Annotated in this window: 14 protein-coding genes; 7 read left to right on the forward strand and 7 right to left on the reverse strand. The window is 59.9% G+C overall.

Annotation, left to right across the window (positions count from 1 at the left end; translation table 11 throughout):
• Positions 1-32 precede the first annotated feature (32 nt).
• On the reverse strand, positions 33-1,064 hold the full coding sequence (queA, locus tag AC4HNJ_RS14980) for a tRNA preQ1(34) S-adenosylmethionine ribosyltransferase-isomerase QueA (protein ID WP_490480392.1): 1,032 nt from the start codon (positions 1,062-1,064) through the stop codon (positions 33-35).
• A gap of 87 nt (positions 1,065-1,151) precedes the next feature.
• Between queA and AC4HNJ_RS14985 the strand changes: the two genes are divergently transcribed.
• Positions 1,152-1,472 (forward strand): hypothetical protein, encoded by a 321-nt coding sequence (locus tag AC4HNJ_RS14985; RefSeq protein ID WP_490480393.1) that lies wholly within the window; start codon positions 1,152-1,154, stop codon positions 1,470-1,472.
• A gap of 19 nt (positions 1,473-1,491) precedes the next feature.
• Here the strand turns inward: AC4HNJ_RS14985 and AC4HNJ_RS14990 are convergent, their stop codons facing one another.
• The 4 genes from AC4HNJ_RS14990 to AC4HNJ_RS15005 are packed head-to-tail and all read right to left on the reverse strand — an operon-like array spanning position 1,492 to position 5,040.
• Complete coding sequence (locus tag AC4HNJ_RS14990) at positions 1,492-2,094, reverse strand: response regulator transcription factor (protein ID WP_490480394.1); 603 nt, start codon at positions 2,092-2,094, stop codon at positions 1,492-1,494.
• Entirely contained in the window at positions 2,091-3,284 is a 1,194-nt protein-coding gene (locus AC4HNJ_RS14995) for a sensor histidine kinase (RefSeq protein WP_490480395.1), read from the reverse strand. The genes AC4HNJ_RS14990 and AC4HNJ_RS14995 overlap by 4 nt, the downstream gene beginning before the upstream one ends.
• 41 nt (positions 3,285-3,325) lie before the next feature.
• Positions 3,326-4,072 (reverse strand): ABC transporter permease, encoded by a 747-nt coding sequence (locus AC4HNJ_RS15000; protein WP_490480396.1) that lies wholly within the window; start codon positions 4,070-4,072, stop codon positions 3,326-3,328.
• A 50-nt stretch (positions 4,073-4,122) separates the two neighbouring features.
• Entirely contained in the window at positions 4,123-5,040 is a 918-nt protein-coding gene (locus AC4HNJ_RS15005) for an ABC transporter ATP-binding protein (RefSeq protein WP_490480397.1), read from the reverse strand.
• Positions 5,041-5,317: 277 nt separating this feature from the next.
• On the opposite strand from AC4HNJ_RS15005, the gene AC4HNJ_RS15010 reads away from it, so the two are divergent.
• The 3 genes from AC4HNJ_RS15010 to upp all read left to right on the forward strand — a co-directional run bounded on the left by AC4HNJ_RS15010 (position 5,318) and on the right by upp (position 8,114).
• Positions 5,318-6,814 (forward strand): aminotransferase class III-fold pyridoxal phosphate-dependent enzyme, encoded by a 1,497-nt coding sequence (locus tag AC4HNJ_RS15010; RefSeq protein ID WP_490480398.1) that lies wholly within the window; start codon positions 5,318-5,320, stop codon positions 6,812-6,814.
• Positions 6,815-7,054: 240 nt separating this feature from the next.
• Entirely contained in the window at positions 7,055-7,375 is a 321-nt protein-coding gene (locus AC4HNJ_RS15015; RefSeq protein ID WP_490480399.1) for a PsiF family protein, read from the forward strand.
• A 100-nt stretch (positions 7,376-7,475) separates the two neighbouring features.
• The gene (upp, locus tag AC4HNJ_RS15020; RefSeq protein WP_490480400.1) at positions 7,476-8,114 is read left to right on the forward strand and encodes a uracil phosphoribosyltransferase; all 639 of its coding nucleotides are present in this window, start codon (positions 7,476-7,478) and stop codon (positions 8,112-8,114) included.
• Positions 8,115-8,164: 50 nt separating this feature from the next.
• Here upp and pip read toward each other — a convergent pair whose 3' ends face one another.
• A complete protein-coding gene (gene pip, locus AC4HNJ_RS15025; RefSeq protein ID WP_490480401.1) occupies positions 8,165-9,121 on the reverse strand; it encodes a prolyl aminopeptidase in 957 nt (318 codons plus the stop codon).
• 183 nt (positions 9,122-9,304) lie between these two features.
• Positions 9,305-10,690: an FAD-binding oxidoreductase gene (locus AC4HNJ_RS15030; protein ID WP_490480402.1), complete on the reverse strand. Its 1,386-nt coding sequence runs from the start codon at positions 10,688-10,690 to the stop codon at positions 9,305-9,307.
• A gap of 109 nt (positions 10,691-10,799) precedes the next feature.
• Here AC4HNJ_RS15030 and serA point away from each other — a divergent pair, with 109 nt between their 5' ends.
• The 3 genes from serA (at position 10,800) to pbpC (ending at position 19,685) form a co-directional block, all read left to right on the forward strand.
• Positions 10,800-12,032, forward strand: a complete 1,233-nt coding sequence (gene serA / locus AC4HNJ_RS15035) for a phosphoglycerate dehydrogenase (protein ID WP_490480403.1) — start codon at positions 10,800-10,802, stop codon at positions 12,030-12,032.
• A 155-nt stretch (positions 12,033-12,187) separates the two neighbouring features.
• On the forward strand, positions 12,188-17,173 hold the full coding sequence (locus AC4HNJ_RS15040) for an alpha-2-macroglobulin family protein (protein ID WP_490480404.1): 4,986 nt from the start codon (positions 12,188-12,190) through the stop codon (positions 17,171-17,173).
• Between the two features lie 103 nt (positions 17,174-17,276).
• Positions 17,277-19,685, forward strand: coding sequence for a penicillin-binding protein 1C (gene pbpC / locus AC4HNJ_RS15045; protein ID WP_490480405.1), 2,409 nt, complete (start codon positions 17,277-17,279; stop codon positions 19,683-19,685).
• Positions 19,686-19,730 lie beyond the last annotated feature (45 nt).

Genomic DNA, 19,730 nt, shown 5'->3' on the forward strand with positions numbered 1-19,730 from the left:
CGCCTACTACACGGAAGCAGAAAGGCAGGTATTTACATACCATGCGGCAGAATCAGCATGGCATCCCCATAGGAGAAAAACCGGTAGCGCTCTTTCACCGCATGCTGATACGCATCGAGAATGAATTCCCGTCCTGCCAGGGCGGACACCAGCATCAGCAAGGTCGATTGCGGCAGGTGAAAATTGGTAATCAGCCCGTCGATGCTGGTAATGCGATAACCGGGAAAAATGAAGATCTGGGTTTCACCCGCGAATGGGCGCAGCACCCCTTCCACCGTCGCGCTTTCCAGGGCGCGCACGACCGTCGTGCCCACCGCAATCACCCGGCCGCCTTCCTGGCGCGTGCGGTGAATGTGCTCGACCAAGCCTGCGCCCACATTGAGCCATTCGCGATGCATGGTGTGATGTGTTACATCCTCTGCGCGCACCGGCTGGAATGTGCCCGCACCGACGTGCAAGGTGACGTACCCGAAATCGATGCCTTTGGCGCGCAATTGCTCCAGCAAGGCCTCATCGAAGTGCAGTCCCGCTGTTGGCGCAGCGACCGCCCCTGGCTCACGCGCATACACCGTCTGATAGCGCTCCAGGTCGCTGGAGTCGGCGTGCCGCGAGATATAGGGCGGCAGGGGCATCTCGCCCAGTTTCAGCAACAGGCGCTCCAATGGCTCCGGCGACTCAAAGCGCAGATGAAAGAAGCTTTCGTCGCGGCCCAACACGATCGCGTGGCTGCCATCAGCCAGGATGATCGATGTACCGGTGCGTGGCTTCTTGCTTACGCCGAGTTGCACAGTGGCCTCATGTGCCCCCGTTACGCGCTCGATCAGAATTTCGACCGTCCCACCACTGGGCTTGCGCCCGTACAAGCGCGCAGGCAGCACACGCGTATCGTTGAAGATCAGCAGATCGCCCTTGCGCAGCAGTGTAGGAAGCTCGCGAAACATCCGGTCCTGCCAGGTGCGCGTCGGCGCATTGAGCAACAACAGGCGGCTGGCGCTGCGTTCGTTGAGCGGTGCCTGCGCGATCAACTCGGGCGGCAGGTCGAAATGGAAATCGGACTTTTTCAAAGGTATGCAGAATCAGGATCGAGGGATCATTATCGCGCAATTCGCGCTGCCGCCCCGTCGGCAGCCTCCCATGGCTCAGGGGTCGCCATGGTTGCGCTCGCACGTGCACCGGCACCGCCTACGCAAGCAGCCAATCATGGCGAGGTGAGCAGCGACACCACGCTGAGCTGGGGCAACGTGCCGGGCGCAGCAGGCTATCGCGTGCATTGGCACGGCACCACCGCACCACGATGGCAATACAGCCGGACCGTGGGCGATGTCGACCGTTTCCTGCTCAAGGATGTTGCCATCGACGACTGGTTCTTTGGTGTCTCGTCGCTATCGAAAGATGGCTATGAAAGCCCGGCGGTGTTTCCGGGCGCAGCAGGTAGTTTTGCGCGACCCCTAAAGCCTCCGTCAACACCGTGACTGAATGTTAGCTTCCTCTCTACAGCCAGCCCTTCTGGCGCGCCAGCCGATAAGCCTCAATGCGATTGGCAGCACCCAATTTGCCGATAGCATCGGACAGGTAATTGCGCACGGTGCCATGGGAGAGATTGAGTTTGGTGGCGATGTCGTTGGCGGATTGTCCTTCGCCAGCAAGGCGCAGGACCTGACGCTCACGATCGTTCAACGGATCGGCTTCCGACCAGGCCTCCAGCGCAAGTTGCGGATCGATCGAGCGGCCGCCGCGATGCACGACGCGCAACGCTTCGGCAAGATGCTCGGCCGGCGCATCCTTCAGCAGGTAACCGGAAACCCCCGCATCGAGCGCACGGCGCAGAAATCCAGGGCGGGCAAAAGTGGTCACGATGATGCATTTCACCGGTAATTCGTGACGCCGGATGCGTTGGACCAGTTCAAGCCCGGTGATGCCTGGCATTTCGATATCGGTAACTAGCACATCGGGTTTGAGTCGCTGCACTTCACGCCAGGCCGCTTCGCCATCCGGCACGGAACCCAGCACTTCGATGTCCGGCTCAAGATTGAGCAATGCCGATAGGGCGCCGCGCACCATCGCCTGATCTTCCGCAAGCAGCACCCGGATCACGCAGCGCTCCCGGCGTAATCGTCGCGGGGAAACGCGGGTTCCGTTTCGACAGACGTGAGCTCCTTTTGCACACGCAGCGGTACCGTGACCGACAGGCGCGTGCCGCGCCGCGGCGGCGAGTCGATCTGCATCACACCGCCGATGGCACGCACACGTTCGCACATGCCGCTGACGCCATTGCCGTGTGCGACAAGGCCGCCCCTCCCGTTGTCGCCGATCAACATATCCAATGCATCCGGCGTGCGCGTGAAGCGCACATAAGCTTCCGTGGCTCCCGCATGCCGATGGATATTGGTCATGGCCTCTCGAATGATGAAGGCCAAGGCACACTCGACATTCGGCGGCAGCGAATCCGGCAATGCGCCGTAGTCGAGATGCACGGCGGAAGATTCCAACAACAACCGTGCCGAGGCCAGCTCCGCGGCAAGATCGGTAGAGCGAATGCCCGTGACGGCAGCGCGCACCTCTGCCAGGGCGTGACGTGCGACGCGCTCGGCATCTTCCAGTTCACGCCGTGCCGTTTCACTATCGCGATCGAATAATTTACGCGAAAGCTCTAGCTTCAGCGTAATCAGCGACAGCGTATGTCCCAGCAGATCGTGCAGGTCGCGACCAATCCGTTCGCGTTCGGCGGTTGCGGCAAGCCGGCGCACTTCTTCGTGACTGAGCTTGAGTTCGGCATCTTTCTCGTCACTCAATCTTTCCGCCGCTGTCACCAAGCCGATGATGAATGTTACCAGCGGAATCGAGACTACTGCCTGCCATGAATACGTGAGATACCAGGCTTCGATCAAACAAGCTGCATTGAGCGCAGCAATCACCAGCAGATAGCTGCGAAAGCTCATCAGGCAGCCACGCAACATCACACAACCAAATACAAAATACGTCAGTCCGCTTGGATACCAGCGCAACAATGCCAACGCCATGACAATCATCGCCAATGCGTAGAACTTGGTGACACGGCGTGAGGCGACGCAGCACTTGGCATAAAAAAGCAGAAACGTAGGATACGTCGCCAGCGTGAACAACGCCCAGCGCCAATCGTAGTGACCGAAAATCGGCGTGACGAAAATCCACACCGACCACAGTAAATGAATCGCATCGACCCAGGGCGATTTGCCTTTGCGTATGCTGCCAGCCGCAAAGGAATCGGGCGCCGGCGTAAACCAGGTTCGTATGACTGTCATCATGGTATTCGCCTCCCCGCCGCCAGCCTCTAGCACATCGTACTTCAACCGTAACGGCGCAGCCGACGCGTTGCGATAACAAAGCAAACCAGGGCAAATCCGATCAAGACGCCGACGTGTGTCCCTACGCCGCCTTGCGCCAACCCCAAGGCAACCAGACCCAACCGTTGCAGGTGGTAGCTCGGCCAAATCGGCGCTATCTGCTGCAGCACATGCGGCAGCATGCCGATCGGAATCCACAGGCCGGATAGAAATGACATCGGCAGATAGACCAAGTTGAGCATGCCCGGCGCGCCTTGCCCCTTGATGAGAGTTCCCACCAACATGCCCAGCGCGCAGAATGGCAGCACGCCTAGCATGCCCATGAGCAATAACGCTCCGGCTTGCCCTACGCTCAACGTGACATGCCCCAAAGCAAAGCCCATGATCAGCAACAACACGATCACGACTGTTGCCGCCACCATCGCCATCAGCATTTTGCCAAGCAGATAAGCACCAGGCGGCATCGGCAATGCGCGTTTGTAGGTAAGCAAACCGCCGTCACGCTCCAGTGCCAGGGAAACGCCAAAGCCGAACAAACCGGGGCTCATGACACCGAACACACCATAGCTGACGAGCAGGTAGCGCGTAGCGTCCGCTCCTTCGGATTTGCCCATGACGATGCCGAACAGCAAATAGAACAAGGTAGGAAACAACATGATCGGCAGCATGAAGGATGGTGCGCGCATGTAGCGAAGGCATTCGGCGCGTGTTTCAGCAAGATAAGCGCCAATGACGCGCCTCGTACTCATGCGCCCGACACTTGCCGCAGAAAATGCGTCCGTAATCGATGCCGTATTCATCATGCTGCCTCCTGTTGCGGGCCTGCGTCTTCACGTGTCAGCTCAGTAAAGGCTTCGGCAAGACTGGCGCGATGAACCTCTAATTCGGCAAGTTCAGCATCGGCCTCAAGCAAACGGCGCAGCACGTTTTCGGGGATGCTGGTGCTCACATGCAAACGCGCCCCATCATGTTCCGCCGAGGCAACGCCGGGCCAGGTCGCTACTGCTGTGGCATCCAGGTCGGTGACACAACGTATGCGCGCCAACGGCACCTGTGCCCGCAAAGCATCGACACTGCCCTCGCTCAGCACACGCCCCTTGCCCATCACCACTACACGCTGAGCAAGTGCTTCGGCCTCTTCCAGGTAATGCGTGGTCAGCACCACGGAACATCCTTCGGCAACCAGGGCACGCATGGCGGACCAAAGTTTCTGGCGCGCGTCGATATCCATGCCTACGGTCGGCTCGTCCAGGAAGATCAGATCGGGCCGTCCGCACAAGGCGAGCGCAAATTGCACGCGGCGTTGCTGGCCGCCGGACAGCTTGCCGTAAGGTCGCTGCAGCAAGTCGCCAATACCGGCCAAAGCGGCGCTTTGTTCGAGCGTGCGCGGATGGGGGTAATAGCTGGTCACCAGGCGCAGCAGTTCGCCGACGCGAAGGGTAAGCGGCAACATGGCGGACTGGAGCATGACCCCGATACGCCGCCGCGCATCGATCTGTTGCGGGTCCATGCCGAACAGTTCGGCGCGACCGCTGTCGGGGCATAGCAAACCGAGCAGCAGGCTGATACTGGTGCTTTTGCCGGCTCCGTTGGGACCCAGTACCGCCAGTAATTCGCCGCGGTGCAACACGAGGTCCACGCCATCGAGCGCAGTGAGATGACCATAGCGTTTCACAGCCCCGGACAAGCGGGCAACGATATCGGACTTGGGATGCATGGCAGCTCCTCCTTTGCATTGCAGCGTAACCATGGCCGCGGTGCTTTCGCAGTTGCCCGCGTCAGTGATCGGGTATGACAGCCGTCACCCGGGGGTACCGCCGTTCTTTTCCGCGCGTTATGCTGATAACTGTGTGCTGGCGGTTTCCCCATACGCGGCGCAGTGCGAAGGGCGCATCGGCCCCAGGTCTTAAACGACCATCTACCGCACGAAACACATCACTGTCGGCCTGCTTCGCGTTGGGTGCGAGGCGCTGGCAGATCCGAGGAGAGCAGTCATGGGTGTGATCGATCAGCTGCGCGAACTGCGCGAATTTGGCGGCAAGCCGCGGACCATTGGCCTGGACGACGCCATTATCGAGCGCATGGCGACGCTCGATCCCCACCTCACGCAAGCCGTGACAGAGGCCGTCGCGCGTCATCGTGAACTGCGCGCAGAGCTTGGCGATTTCCTGAAGCTGGATGAATCCGAACAGCTCACGCAGGCGCAACAAGGCTTTGTGAATTTCTACCCCGACGATGCCGTGAATCCGTACCTGCCGGCCGCCGCGCGCGGCCCATGGATTGTCACGCTGAAAGGTGCGGTGGTGCACGACAACGGCGGCTACGGCATGCTGGGTTTTGGCCACAACAACGCTGCAATCGACGCAGCCCTCGCGCGTCCGCAAGTGATGGCCAATGTGATGACGCCGAGCGTATCGCAGATGCGCTTTACCCAGGCGATGAACCGCGAACTTGGCCGCCATCGCGGCAGCAATCCGTATGCGCGCTACCTCTGCCTCAATTCCGGTTCGGAATCGGTGGGCCTGGCCTGCCGCATCGCGGACGTAAACGCCAAGTTCATGACTGACGCAGGTGGCCGCTATGCAGGCCGTACCATCAAGCGCGTCGCGGTAAAGGGCGCCTTCCATGGCCGCACCGACAAGCCTGCGCTGTACTCCGATTCATCGCGCCGCACGTATCAGCAGTATCTGGCCAGCTATCGCCACGAAGATACGCTGCTTACCGTTGCGCCGTATGACCTCGCGCAACTGGAGGCGGTGTTTGCCGATGCCGACAAACACGGCTGGTTCATCGAAGCGATGTTCCTGGAACCGGTCATGGGCGAAGGCGATCCGGGGCGGGCGGTGACGCCTGCGTTTTACCAGGCTGCCCGCGAGCTGACCGAATCGCATGGCTCGCTGCTGCTGGTCGACTCGATCCAGGCGGGCCTGCGCGCGCACGGGGTGCTGTCGATCATCGACTATCCGGGCTTCGAAAAACTGGCGCCGCCTGATATGGAAACCTTCTCCAAGGCGCTCAACGCGGGCCAGTATCCGCTGTCGGTACTGGCCGTCGGCGAACGCGTGGCCGGACTGTATCGCAAGGGCATTTACGGCAACACCATGACTGCCAATCCGCGTGCGCTGGATGTCGCCCTGGCAACGCTTGAGCAGCTCACCGACGAAGTGCGCGAAAACATCCGTGTACGCGGCAAGGAATTCCTCGACAAGTTGAATACGCTCAAGGACGAACTGGGCGGACTCATCACTAAGGTACAAGGTACGGGTCTGCTGTTCTCGTGCGAGTTGGCAGCGCAATTCAAGTGCTACGGTGCGGGCTCTACCGAGGAATACCTGCGCGAACGTGGTATTGGCGTGATCCATGGCGGCGCCAACTCGCTGCGTTTCACCCCACACTTCAAAATCACCGGCGCGGAAGTGGACATGGTGATTGCGCATGTGCGGCATGCATTGCTGGAGGGGCCTCGCAAGTCGGAGGCTCGCGCAGCGTGACGTGATAAGCCCCGATCCTTTCAGGATCGGGGCGAAATTTGTGAGTGTCGAATATCGGTCTACACCTCACCCAGGCTTCTTCCCTTTGGGCAGAAGCCATTTTTATGGACACGCCTAAGGGAAGATAGCGCTTTACGAAATGCGAGCGCCGGCTCTCTCGCCCTCTTCCCTCTGCTTCTTCACCCGGCATAGACTGCGGCAACCGGCAGCCGCCGGGCATCCACTTCAGGAGGAAGCATCATGTCTTTGCGTCTCAGCCTGATCGCCGCCAGCGCCGCGCTGGCTTTTGCCACGACCGCCTTCGCCGCCACGCCCATGGACACCGCCGGCAAGACGCTTTCGTCCTCGCAACAGAAAATGGCCGATTGCAGCCATGCCGCCAAAGGCAAGACCGGTGCGGATTACAAGCATGCCGTCAGTAGCTGCATGAAAGGTGACAGCATGGCCGAACCCAAAAAAATGACCTCCAAGGAACGCATGGCGCAATGCAGTCATGCCAATGCCGGCAAGAAAGGTGCTGATTACAAGAATGCGGTTAGCAACTGCATGAAAGCGCATTGATAAACACACCGGACCATCCCTGCGAAAGGCGCTGCCGGACTAGCAGCGCCTTTTTCATTTGCGGCTATGCTTGACGCAGGTCACCGCCAAAAATACCCGCATGAAGATCGTCGAAGTCCGCCATCCTCTTATCCAGCACAAACTTGGTCTCATGCGCCGTGCAGGCATAAGCACCAAGGAGTTCCGCGAACTGGCTTCCGAGGTCGCCTCCCTGCTTACTTACGAAGCCACCAAGGATATGGAAACGGTGGAGGCCCAGATCGAAGGTTGGGCAGGGCCTGTTCGGGTGCAGCAGATCAAAGGCAAAAAGATCACCATCGTACCGATCCTGCGCGCGGGCTTAGGCATGCTGCCCGGTGTGCTTGAGCTGATTCCCGCGGCAAAAGTGAGTGTGGTAGGTCTGCAACGTGACGAGCAGACCCTGCAGCCTACTGCCTATTACGAAAAGCTTACCGATCGCATGGACGAGCGCATCGCCTTGATCGTCGATCCCATGCTCGCCACAGCAGGAACGCTGGTGGCAACCGTAGAGATGCTCAAAACAGCCGGCTGCAAACGTATCAAAGGGCTGTTCCTGGTTGCCGCCCCTGAAGGTTTGAAACGTATCGAAGACGCACATCCGGATGTCGAAATCTACACGGCCTCCATTGATGAGCGGCTCAATGAGCACGGCTACATCCTGCCAGGACTGGGCGATGCCGGAGACAAGATTTTCGGCACAAAACAGCTGCCGGATTGAGCAAGCGACATCCCTCCCTCGCCGAGAGAGGGCGTTTGATTTTATCCGGGCTATCGGCCAAACCGATCCGTCGCTTCAATCAGCTCATGCGTAATGCCTGGTTCGAACGCCGAATGCCCGGCGTCCTGCACGATACGCAGATCTGCCTCCGGCCATGCACGATGCAGATCCCAGGCGCTGCGCATCGGACACACTACGTCATAACGCCCTTGCACGATGATGGCGGGAATGCGGCGAAGACGATCGACGTTGCGTAATAACTGGTCGTCGTGTTCAAAAAATCCGCCATGCACGAAGTAGTGGCATTCGATCCGCGCAAACGCGAGCGCGAACTCGTCTTCGCCACTGCTGCTGATGTAGGACTCGTCCTGATAGAGAAAACTGGTGGCTCCTTCCCAGACTGACCAGGCACGTGCCGCGTTCAAGCGAACCTGCGGATCCGGACTGGTGAGGCGCCGGTAGTAGGCACTCATCATGTCACCGCGCTCCACTTCGGGTATGCCCGCCAGATAGCTTTCCCAGGCATCCGGATACAAAGCGTCGCAACCCTTCTGGTAGAACCATTCCAGTTCCCAGCGACGCAACATGAAGATGCCGCGCAATACCAGCTCCGTGACTTTGTCCGGATGGGTCTGCGCGTAAGCCAGCGCCAGTGTGGAACCCCATGAACCACCGAACAGCTGCCAGCGCGCCATACCCAGGTGCTCACGCAGACGCTCCATATCGGCGACGAGCTGCCAGGTCGTGTTATCCGTCAACTCCGCATGCGGTGTCGATTTGCCGCAGCCGCGCTGATCGAATAGCACGATGCGGTAGATCGCCGGATCGAAGAAACGCCGGCACTTAGGATGGGTGCCGCCACCCGGTCCACCATGCACAAATACCACCGGCTTGCCGTTCGGATTGCCGCTTTGCTCGTAATAAAGCGTATGCAGATCGGAAACCTTGAGCTGCCCGACATCGTAGGGTTCGATCTCGGGATACCAGGTGCGACGGTACTGAGACATGGCGTTTGGCGCCCTCTGGATGTAGAAAGCCCATGGTACGGTGGCGACCCGCGCAACCCAAGCGGCTGCACCGCCCGCGGCTGCCTACCCGGAAAAGGGCGACATGGCGGAAGCCCATCACAAGCAAGATGAAAGGCTTCACCTTCCGCTTGCTGAACATAGTGGGGAGCGCCGTCCCGGCGCTCAGGCAAATAATTTGCCTGGATTGAGAATCCCATTCGGATCGAACACAGCCTTCACACCGCGCATCAAGGCGATCTCTTCCGCGCTGCGCGTACTCGCCAGATAATCACGCTTCACCAATCCGATACCGTGCTCCGCGGAGATACTGCCGCCGTGACGGCGCAGGGTTTCCGCCAGCAGTTTGGTGACATGCTCGCACTGCGTGATAAATGCCTCATCAGGCAGCGAATCCGGCTTGAGCACGTTGATATGCAAATTGCCGTCGCCGATGTGGCCGAACCAGACGACTTCCATATGCGGATACTCGCGCGTCAGCAAAGCTTGAATCTCCTCCAGAAAGGCAGGCACCCCGCTAATACGCACCGATATGTCGTTTTTGTAGGGTTTATGCGGCGCCAGGCTTTCGGTAATCCCTTCGCGCAAGCGCCAGAGCGCGGCAGCCTGTGCGTCGCTTTGTGCCATCACGCCATCGCTGATCCATCCTTGCTCCACGGCTTGCTCGAACACCTCAAGCGCGACCTCTTGTGCCTGCTCGTCGACTGCATCGAATTCCGTGACGACGTAATAGGGATGATTCCCTTCCATGGCACGTTGCGCACCGTGGGCCAGCACATGCGTCAACGCGATGTCAGTGAAAAACTCAAACGCCTGCAAAGACAGACGCCCGCGAAACAGCGCGAATACCCGCATTAGCGCATGCATGTCCGGCAGCGCCAGCAACATCACCTGTGACGCGGGTGCCGGATCGGTAAGGCGCAGGGTAGCTTCGACGATAATGCCCAGCGTGCCTTCCGAGCCAATCATCAGATGCCGCAGATCGTAGCCGCTCGAATTCTTGATCAGGCTGCGATTGAGTTCCAGCAATTCACCGTTGCCCGTGACAACCTTCAGGCTTGCAATCCACTCGCGCGTATTGCCGTAGCGGATCACCCGAATGCCCCCTGCATTGGTGGCTATGTTGCCACCGATCGAGCAGGAGCCTCGCGCGGCAAAATCTACGGGGTAGATCAGGCCGTGCTCACCCGCGGCCGTGTGCACGGCTTCCAGTGCAATGCCAGGCTGCACCGTCAGCGTGCGGTCGACGGTATCGACACCCAGCACCCGATTCATGCGGGCCAGGCTCAGCACCAGTTCCCCCCGCGCCGCTACCGCTCCTCCGGACAGCCCGGTCCGGCCGCCGGAAGGAACGATCGCTACCTTCTGCTCATTGGCCCAGCGCACGACGCCTTGCACCTCTTCGGCGGAAGCCGGCAGCGCAATCGCCAAGGGAGCCGGGGTCCAGCGCCGGGTCCAGTCGCGACCGTAGTGCTCCAGATCGCCGGGGTCGGTGAGCAGGCGCAAGTCGGGCAAGCGGCGGATCAGGTCGGGCAGGACGTCTTGGGTCATGGGAACTCCGGAGCCAAGCCACCAGCGTGCCAGCGCTGGCTTCGGGCGTCCAGTGCTGCGTCGCGACAAAATCTGGCATAGTGTTTGGACTTCCAAACGCGATGCTGCCATGAAGACTTCGTTCCCCAAGCAAGACATCAAGGTACTGTTGCTCGAAGGCGTGAGCCGTACAGCGGTCGAGACATTCCAGCGCGCCGGCTACAGCCAGATCGAGTACCACGCCAAATCGTTGCCTGAGGATGAACTGAAAGTACGCATTGCCGACGCCCATATCATCGGCATCCGCTCCCGCACGCATCTGACCGCCGAGGTGCTGGACCATGCCAAACGCCTGATCGCCGTGGGCTGCTACTGCATTGGCACTAACCAGGTTGATCTGGCTTCGGCCGAGAAACTGGGCATTCCCGTTTTCAATGCGCCCTACTCCAATACGCGCAGCGTGGCTGAATTGGTGATCGCCGAAGCGATCATGCTGCTGCGAGGCATTCCGCAAAAGAATGCCTTATGCCATCGCGGCGGCTGGACGAAATCCGCGGCAGGCAGTTTCGAGGCGCGCGACAAGATCATCGGCATCGTCGGCTATGGCCACATCGGCACCCAGATTGGCGTACTCGCCGAAAGCCTCGGCATGCGCGTGATCTTTCACGACATTGAATCGAAGCTTGCCCTGGGCAATGCACGTGCTGCCGCCGACCTCGACGACTTGCTCGAACGCGCCGACGTAGTAACCCTGCACGTGCCGGAAACGCCTGCCACTCGATTGATGATCGGCAAGAATGAACTAAGCCGCATGCGCAACGGCTCTGTGCTGATCAATGCCTCGCGCGGCACGGTGGTCGATATCGAAGCCCTGGCGGACGCCTTGCGCAAAGAACACCTGGGGGGTGCCGCGATTGACGTGTTTCCGGTAGAGCCCAAGGGGAACGACGATCCATTCGTGTCGCCCCTGGTCGGCATGGACAATGTCATCCTCACGCCACACATCGGCGGCAGCACTCTGGAAGCGCAGGACAACATCGGTATCGAAGTTGCGAGCAAATTGGTGCGTTATAGCGATAATGGTTCGACCTTGTCGGCCGTGAACTTCCCGGAAGTATCCTTGCCGGAACATCCACGCAGCCGTCGCCTGCTGCATATCCATCGCAATGTGCCGGGTGTGCTTTCCCGCATCAACGAGCTATTTTCCGCCGGCAACATCAACATCGACGCCCAATTCCTGCAGACCGACGCCGAAGTGGGCTATGTCGTCATCGACGTATCGGCGGACGAACACCAAGCCGCTTTACTGAAGGATAAACTCGCCACCATACCGGGGACGCTGCGCGCGCGCGTTCTTTATTGAGATCCCGTGGAGCAGGTGTCGCCCCACCTTTATGTGGGGCGGAACTCAGGAGTCCGGGCAAAGCCGTCCCCCCGCTGGAATGCCCAGGCCAGCACCCCGCCTGCGCGCTGCCATAAATGCGTGCGAAACTCTCTGCCAGACTCAGGGAGGGTTCTATGGCGCACTTGGCGATCGGCCGCCGTCAGTACGGCGGGATGGTGGGATTCAGTGTGTTGTTGATGGCAGTCCTGCTGGGAGGCTGTCATCACCAGGAAAGCGGAAAGCCCGTCCTGCAGGGCACACACGCCGCAAACAGTGCCGCTCACGTGCCCAAGCCACAGCCGTTCGCATTGCTATCGGCTCATTCACAGACGACCGACTCGCGTACGGCACTGGTGCTGCATTTCAATGCCACCCTCGCATCCGCCCAGCCTTTTGACCAGCAACTTGCAGTGACCGGACCGAACGGCGAGACGGTCAATGGAAGTTGGGATTTGCAAGAGGACGGCAAGAGCCTGGACTTTCCCTTCGTTTCGCCCAACCAGCATTACGCCGTCACCTTGCACGCCGGGTTGATGGCCGCAGATGGGCATACGCTGGGGCATGAGGTAAAACGTGATGTGTATTCCGGCAACCTGACTCCGGCCGTCGGTTTCGCATCGACGGGAAGCGTGTTGCCCGCACGTGGCACGCGTGGTCTGCCCGTGGTGTCGGTAAACGTCCACGATGCGGACATCCAGTTCTTCCGCGTACACGACGATGCGCTGTCGGATCTGTTCTGCGCCTACCCAAACAACAAGCACCGGGATAGCTACGAGCTGCAGCACGACATCAGCACCTGGAATCGCTGCGAGCATGGCGATCGCGAAAAACGCCCGATCACCGATATGGGTGATCTGGTCTACGCCAATCATTACTCGTTGGGTGGAGACCAGAACGAGCGTACCGTCACCTATATTCCCATTCAGGATGTGCAGCAGCTGGCACAGCCGGGTGTCTACATGGCCGTGCTGAAGCAAGGCGGCACTTTCAGCGGCGGCTATGACACAGCGGTGTTTTTCGTCAGCGACCTCGGCCTGCATCTGCGCGTTTATCGCGACAATGCCTTGTTGCACGTCGCATCGTTGCATGACGGATCGCCAATCAATGGCGTAGACGTGGAGATTGACGACAACGCCGGCAATACCAAGCTGAAAGCCACGACAGATGACAACGGCAACGCGCTGATCGCGTACAAGGTGAAACCTTCCGACGTGTTGATCGCACGCCACGGCAAGGACGTTTCCGTGTTGCCGTTCAATCGCCCGGCACTGGATGTGTCCAACTTCGACATTACCGGTCGTCGTGAAGCGCCTTTCGAAGTATTTGCCTGGTCGGGACGCGATCTCTATCGTCCGGGCGAAACCTTGCACGCCTCTGCGCTGCTCCGCGATGACGACGGCAAGGCCATGAAGCCGCAGGCGCTGTTCGTGCGCTTGAAGCAGCCCGACGGACGAAGCCTCATCGACACCAGACTGGACCCGCACGATCTCAACTATTTCGAACTGAGCCAGACCATCCCCGACGATGCACCAACCGGGTTATGGCAACTCGAATTCCGTCTCGATCCGGCCAGCAAGGAGGCCGTACAAGCGTTTCCCTTCCACGTTGAGGAATTTCTTCCGGAACGGCTGAAAGTAGATGTGTCCAGTCCGCAAGCGCGACTGGTGCCCGGCGAACCGCTGAAATTGAACGTTAGCTCCAGCTATTTATACGGCGCACCCGCTGACGGGAATCGCTTCACTGCCAAGTTGATGGTGAAACCGGAGGTGCATCCGTTACCGAACCTGTCGGATACCTTCTTCGGCAATCCGTTGCTGAATCTACCTGCCAGCGCCAACGACGTCGTGGATACCAAACTCGATGCGCAAGGCCATCTTGAGCAGGATGTTGCCTTGCCCGATGACGTAACGCCGGCAACGCCGCTGACGGTGACGCTGTCGGGCAGCGTATTCGAAACCGGGGGACGTGCGGTCACTCGTCTGCTTAATCGGGTTTATTGGCCGGCACCCGAATTGGTCGGCATCCGTCCGCTATTCGATCCGACGCAGGGCGCTGAGAGCGAAGGCCGGGCGTCATTTGAAATCCTGCGTGCCAACGTGGACGGTAAGCTGGTCGCGGGCTCGCATCTGAAGGTACGTTTGCAACGCGAAATCCGCGACTTTTACTGGCTTTACGAACATGGCGACGATTGGAAATCGAACGCCAACGTGCAACTTCAGCAAATCGACGAGAAAGATGTCGACGTGGCTGCCGGCCAGCGTGTGCAGGTTGATTTTCCGGTCGAGTGGGGTGGTTACCGTTTGGAGGTCTATGACCCCGCGACCAAACTCACGACCGTTTTCCCGTTCTTCGCCGGCTACAGCTGGGATGACGAAAATCTCGGCAAGGAAGCGCGTCCCGACAAGGTGAAGCTTCAGCTGGACAAGGCTCGCTACCGTGCGGGCGACACTATGAAAGTAACGGTCACGCCGCCGCACGATGGACCGGGTGTGTTGCTGGTCGAATCCGATCACCTGCTTTATACGCGCAACATCGATGCAAAAGCAGGCGCGACATTCGACATTCCAGTTACCAAGGATTGGGAACGTCACGATGTCTACGTGGTCGCTCTCGTATTCCGAGGCGGTGACGCGACCGAACACACCACGCCGGCGCGTGCCATGGGCATCGAACATGTCACGATGGATCGCAATGACCGCCGCATTCCGCTCAGCCTGAGCGCGCCTGCCACGATGCGCCCGGGCAATCCGCTTGATGTGGTCGTGCAAGCCAAAGGGTTATCCGGGCAACGCGCCTACGTCACGCTTTCCGCCGTGGATCAAGGGGTACTGAACATCACCAATTATCCCGTGCCGGACGCCTGGGCCTGGATGTTCGCCAAGCGAGCCCTTGGTGTGGATGCCTACGATCTCTACAGCCGGGTGATCGAGGCGATGGATGGCTCGGAAGCAAAGCTGCGTTACGGCGGCGACATGAGTGGCAACGGTCTGCCACATGCCGCCAGGTTGAATCCGAAAGTGCAGATCGTGGACTTGTTCACCGGTCCGGTCGCCTTTGACGCACAAGGCAAGGCCGCGCTGCATGTGCAGGTACCGGACTTCAACGGTAGCCTGCGTCTTGCAGCACTCGCCTATACCGACGATCGCTTTGGCAATGCCGATGGCCATGTCACCGTACGCGCGCCACTGGTCGTGGAGCCGAGCACGCCCCGTGTCATGGCGGATGGCGACAAGGCACAGATCAGCCTGGATCTGAAGAATCTTTCCGGCAAGGATGGCATTGCCAAGATCAGCATCAAGACCAATGACATGATCGCCGTAGGCAACGCCACGCGCGACGTGCCGCTCAAAGACGGCGCAAGCACAACGCTGCTGATGCCCGTAACGGCACAGGGCGGCGCAGGCGTGGCGACACTGGACATCCACGCTGAATTCAACGATTACAAGGTCGACAGGCATTTCGAATTCGCCGTACGCCCTGCATGGCCAGAGCAAATCAGCACCGTGCCGATGGCGATGGAAGGCGGCAAGCCCCAGCATCTGGATGGCTCGCTCGCCGGCTTGGTTCCCTCCACCGTTCGCGCGCAGCTCACCTTGAGCACGTTGCCGCCACTGCCCTACAGCATGGCGCTGCGCAATCTGCTGCGCTATCCCTACGGATGCATCGAACAGACGACCAGCAAGGGCTATGCAGCACTTTACATGGACGAAAAGACCGCCAAGGCGCTGGGCATGCCCGGGTTGTCGGATGCAGCGCGGCAGGCCGCCGTGGAAGGCGCACTTGCGCGTATTGCTTCGTTCCAGGCTAGCAATGGGCATTTCAGCTTCTGGGGAGGCACCAGTCCGATCGAGACGTTCATGACGCCCTACGTCGTGGATTTCATGCTGGATGCGCGGGATGCGGGTTTTGCCGTACCGCAAGATGTGCTGCAGAAAGCACTGCAACGGCTGAGCGATGACCTGCTTGCAGGTGGCCATCCGTATTTCAGCTACGAGTACCACGATCACCTGCGCATCGCCGATGAAGCGTATTCCGGCTTCGTGCTAGCTCGCGTCAACCGCGCCCCGCTGGGTACCTTGCGGGCGATCTTCGACAACGACCGGCAAAAGCTGGTGGCGCCGCTGCCGCTGGTACATCTGGGTATTGCGCTCAAGCTGATGGGTGACAATGCGCGTGCGCAGAAAGCCATCGCGGAAGCATTTGCATGGAATAAGGAACGCCCCTGGTACGTGGGTGACTACGGTTCCGAATTGCGCGACCTTGCAACGATGGTGGCGCTCACGCATGCCTATGGCATGAACAAGCCCGAATACGATGCCAAGCTGGTCGACTGGGCACGCAACGCGACTTCCGCAGTGCATGCCACCCAGGAAAAGATTCCCTACTACCACTGGTCGTGGTCTTACCTCAGCACTCAGGAACAGGTCGCGATTGCGCGCGTAGCGCACACGTTCGATGCAGCAAGCCAGCGTCCGCTCGACGCCTCGCTCAATGTCGGCGGGAAATCGGAATCTGTTCCCGACAACAGCTTCCTTTGGACGCGCACGCTTACGCCCGCCGAGTTGGCGGGCAGCGTAACCGTGCAGCCGCACGGCAACGCGACCGTGTTCGCCACCTTCGATATAGCCGGCATTCCATCGAAAGCACCCGCCGCCGACGCAAGCCAAATCGACGTGCGGCGCAGTTACTTCACGACGGATGGAAAGCCCTGGAACGGCGATACCCTGAAGGAAGGCGATAGCCTGATTGTGGAACTGACGATCGAAGCGCGCATGGACATGCCCGATGCCCTGGTTACCGACCTGCTGCCTGGCGGATTGGAAGTGGAAAACCTCAATCTTGGCGGTGCCCAGCAATGGGAAGGGATGGTGGTCGACGGTATCAACATGGAACAGCACACCGGTGCTGCCGACATCGTGCATGAGGAATATCGTGATGATCGCTACGACGCCGCGCTAAGGCTGCAACGTGGGCAAGCTGCGCATCTGTTTTATCTGGTGCGTGCGGTAACGCCCGGCACTTATACGGTTCCGCCGCCGCTGGTCGAGGACATGTATCGGCCCGCGGTGCGCGGGATCGGCGCCATGCCACTGGCACAGCTGAAAGTGGTAGAGCCATAGAGCGCGACGCATTCACGCCTTCCCCAGGCCGGTGCTGGGGAAGGCTCTGTAGGCAAGGGAATGCCGGCGCTGGTTGAATGGCACGGAGACCAAGGCAATCGTCATGACACGTCTCGCCAAGCTGTTTCGCCGTTCACGCCTTGTCCACGAAGGAGCCAAGGCGCGGACCGCCAGGCACATCTTCCTCTTGTTTCGAGCGCTGCTCCTGAGCATCGTCGCGTTATGCGTCGTTGCCGCCCTGCTGGATCGCCTCTTTCCGCTCCGGCTACCCGCCCCTGATAGCGGCGCCACCGTGGTACTCGCGCAGGACGGTACGCCGCTTCGCGCATTCGCCGACAGTGATGGCGTCTGGCGTTATCCCATTACGGCGAGGCAGGTTTCACCGCTTTATCTGCAGGCGTTGCTCGCGTATGAAGACCGCTGGTTTTACCGCCACCCGGGCGTCAATCCCTATGCATTGCTGCGAGCGACGGTCAGCATGTTTCGTCATGGCCACGTCGTCTCGGGTGGATCGACACTGACCATGCAGGTGGCGCGCATCATTACGCCGATTCCACACACGTTCGTCGGAAAACTCATCCAGATCTTTCGTGCACTTCAGCTCGAAGCCCATTTGAGCAAGGCGCAGATTCTCGACCTCTATCTCAATCACGCGCCTTTTGGTGGCCCCATCCAAGGAGTGGAAGCCGCATCCTGGGCTTATCTCGGCAAGCCGGCCAGGCAACTATCACGCGCTGAAGCTGCCTTGCTGACCGTACTGCCGCAGTCACCAAGCCGGTTGCGGCCCGATCGTCATCCAGACGCCGCACGACGTGCGCGTGACAAAGTGCTTCGGCGCATGCGTGCCGAAGGCCTGTGGACGGCTGCACAAATTCGCGACGCGGAAATCGAGCCCGTGGTCGCACGCTCACTGCGCGCACCATTGGACGCGGCACTGCTGGCGGAACGCCTCCATCGGCAGTATCCGAAAGCCCGACGCATTGTTACGACCATCGATGCCAACCTCCAGCGCGCCACCGAGGATCGCGTCAGCGATTATCTGTCGCGATTGCCGCCGCGCACCTCGGCGGCAGTGTTGGTGGTCGACAACGCGACACTTGAAGCACGGGTCTACGTCGGCACGGCGTCCTTCGCTGATCCACTGCGCCTGGGACACGTCGATATGGTGCGTGCACCACGTTCGCCGGGTTCAACGCTCAAGCCTTTTTTATACGGCCTCGCACTCGACGATGGATTGATTACATCGCAAAGCCTGCTGGTCGATGCACCGCAGGATTTCGGTGGATACAAGCCGGCGGATTTCGACGAAAGCTTCAGCGGGCCGGTCAGCGTCGCCGAAGCCTTGCAACGTTCGCTCAATGTTCCTGCCGTCGATGTACTAGATCGCGTCGGCCCGAACCGCTTCGTAGCACGCCTGGCCAACGGCGGCATCGATCTCGGTTTGCCACAAGGAGCGCAGCCCAACCTCTCGATCATTCTTGGCGGCGCATCGACACGCCTGGAAAATCTGGTTGGCGCGTATACCTCGTTCGCCAACGGAGGCATCGCTGGTTCACCACGCTATGTGCCGGAACAACCCAAACAAATGCGGCGACTTTTATCACCCGGCGCTGCATGGATTATTCGCGACATCCTTTCAACTAATCCGGCAGACGTGGAAGGCGCGCCGCTGGCAGGCACGATTACGCGACATCCCGCTGTGGCATGGAAAACCGGTACCAGTTATGGCTATCGGGACGCCTGGGCCATCGGCGTTACGGACAGCTGGACGGTTGGCGTGTGGATCGGTCGCCCCGATGGCACACCTTCGCCAGGACAATACGGCGCAGTGACCTCGCTGCCGCTGATGTTCGCCGTGATCGATCAGTTGCCGGTCAACCGCAACCTTGTGCATGCGAATCAGCCGGCGAGCGTGCAGCAGGTCGCTATCTGCTGGCCGCTGGGGCGTGCCGCTGCTGCTACGCCTGCTGCACTTTGCCGCCAGCAGCGCAAAGCGTGGGTGCTCAATGGCACTGTGCCCCCCACCTTCGCCGAACGCGATATCACGGCCTGGTCGTCCGGACTCGTTACGATACGGGTCGATGCAAAAGGAGAGCGCCTTAGCGCCACATGCCACGGCAAAGATGAGCATGTCATTCAGATCGCGCGCTGGCCCGCCCTGGCGACGCCATGGTTGAGCGCAGACGATACCAGGCAGGCTGCATTGCCACCGCTCGCTCCCGGATGTGCGCCCGATTCGCTCGATGTCGCAAATCCCATTCGTATCGCAGGTCTCAGCCAGGGCGTGCAGCTAAGACAAGCTCCTCACAGCACGCAGCCGTTACGCGTGACCCTTCAGGCTGTGGGCACTACTGGCGAGGTACAGTGGTTGCTCGATGGCCGCCTACAAGGAAGCAGCCAAGGCAACGCAACCATGCAGATCGCTCTGCCGCAAGACGGAGATCACCACATTACCGCGTTGACGCGCGATGGCGCGTTTGCACAGCTGGCGGTGTATGTCGACAAATCGTGAGTGGTTTGAAGAGTATTTCCGCTGCTTACTCTTAAAAGAAACGAA

Source organism: Dyella sp. SYSU CM1112 (assembly GCF_058216415.1).

Coding starts and splice junctions, on each gene's coding strand:
- AC4HNJ_RS14985 (WP_490480393.1), top strand. CDS start 1,152: ATGGTTGCGCTCGCACGTGCACCGGCACCGCCTACGCAAGCAGCCAAT.
- AC4HNJ_RS14995 (WP_490480395.1), bottom strand. CDS start 3,284: ATGATGACAGTCATACGAACCTGGTTTACGCCGGCGCCCGATTCCTTT.
- AC4HNJ_RS15000 (WP_490480396.1), bottom strand. CDS start 4,072: ATGAGTACGAGGCGCGTCATTGGCGCTTATCTTGCTGAAACACGCGCC.
- AC4HNJ_RS15005 (WP_490480397.1), bottom strand. CDS start 5,040: ATGCATCCCAAGTCCGATATCGTTGCCCGCTTGTCCGGGGCTGTGAAA.
- AC4HNJ_RS15010 (WP_490480398.1), top strand. CDS start 5,318: ATGGGTGTGATCGATCAGCTGCGCGAACTGCGCGAATTTGGCGGCAAG.
- AC4HNJ_RS15015 (WP_490480399.1), top strand. CDS start 7,055: ATGTCTTTGCGTCTCAGCCTGATCGCCGCCAGCGCCGCGCTGGCTTTT.
- upp (WP_490480400.1), top strand. CDS start 7,476: ATGAAGATCGTCGAAGTCCGCCATCCTCTTATCCAGCACAAACTTGGT.
- pip (WP_490480401.1), bottom strand. CDS start 9,121: ATGTCTCAGTACCGTCGCACCTGGTATCCCGAGATCGAACCCTACGAT.
- AC4HNJ_RS15030 (WP_490480402.1), bottom strand. CDS start 10,690: ATGACCCAAGACGTCCTGCCCGACCTGATCCGCCGCTTGCCCGACTTG.
- serA (WP_490480403.1), top strand. CDS start 10,800: ATGAAGACTTCGTTCCCCAAGCAAGACATCAAGGTACTGTTGCTCGAA.
- AC4HNJ_RS15040 (WP_490480404.1), top strand. CDS start 12,188: ATGGCGCACTTGGCGATCGGCCGCCGTCAGTACGGCGGGATGGTGGGA.
- pbpC (WP_490480405.1), top strand. CDS start 17,277: ATGACACGTCTCGCCAAGCTGTTTCGCCGTTCACGCCTTGTCCACGAA.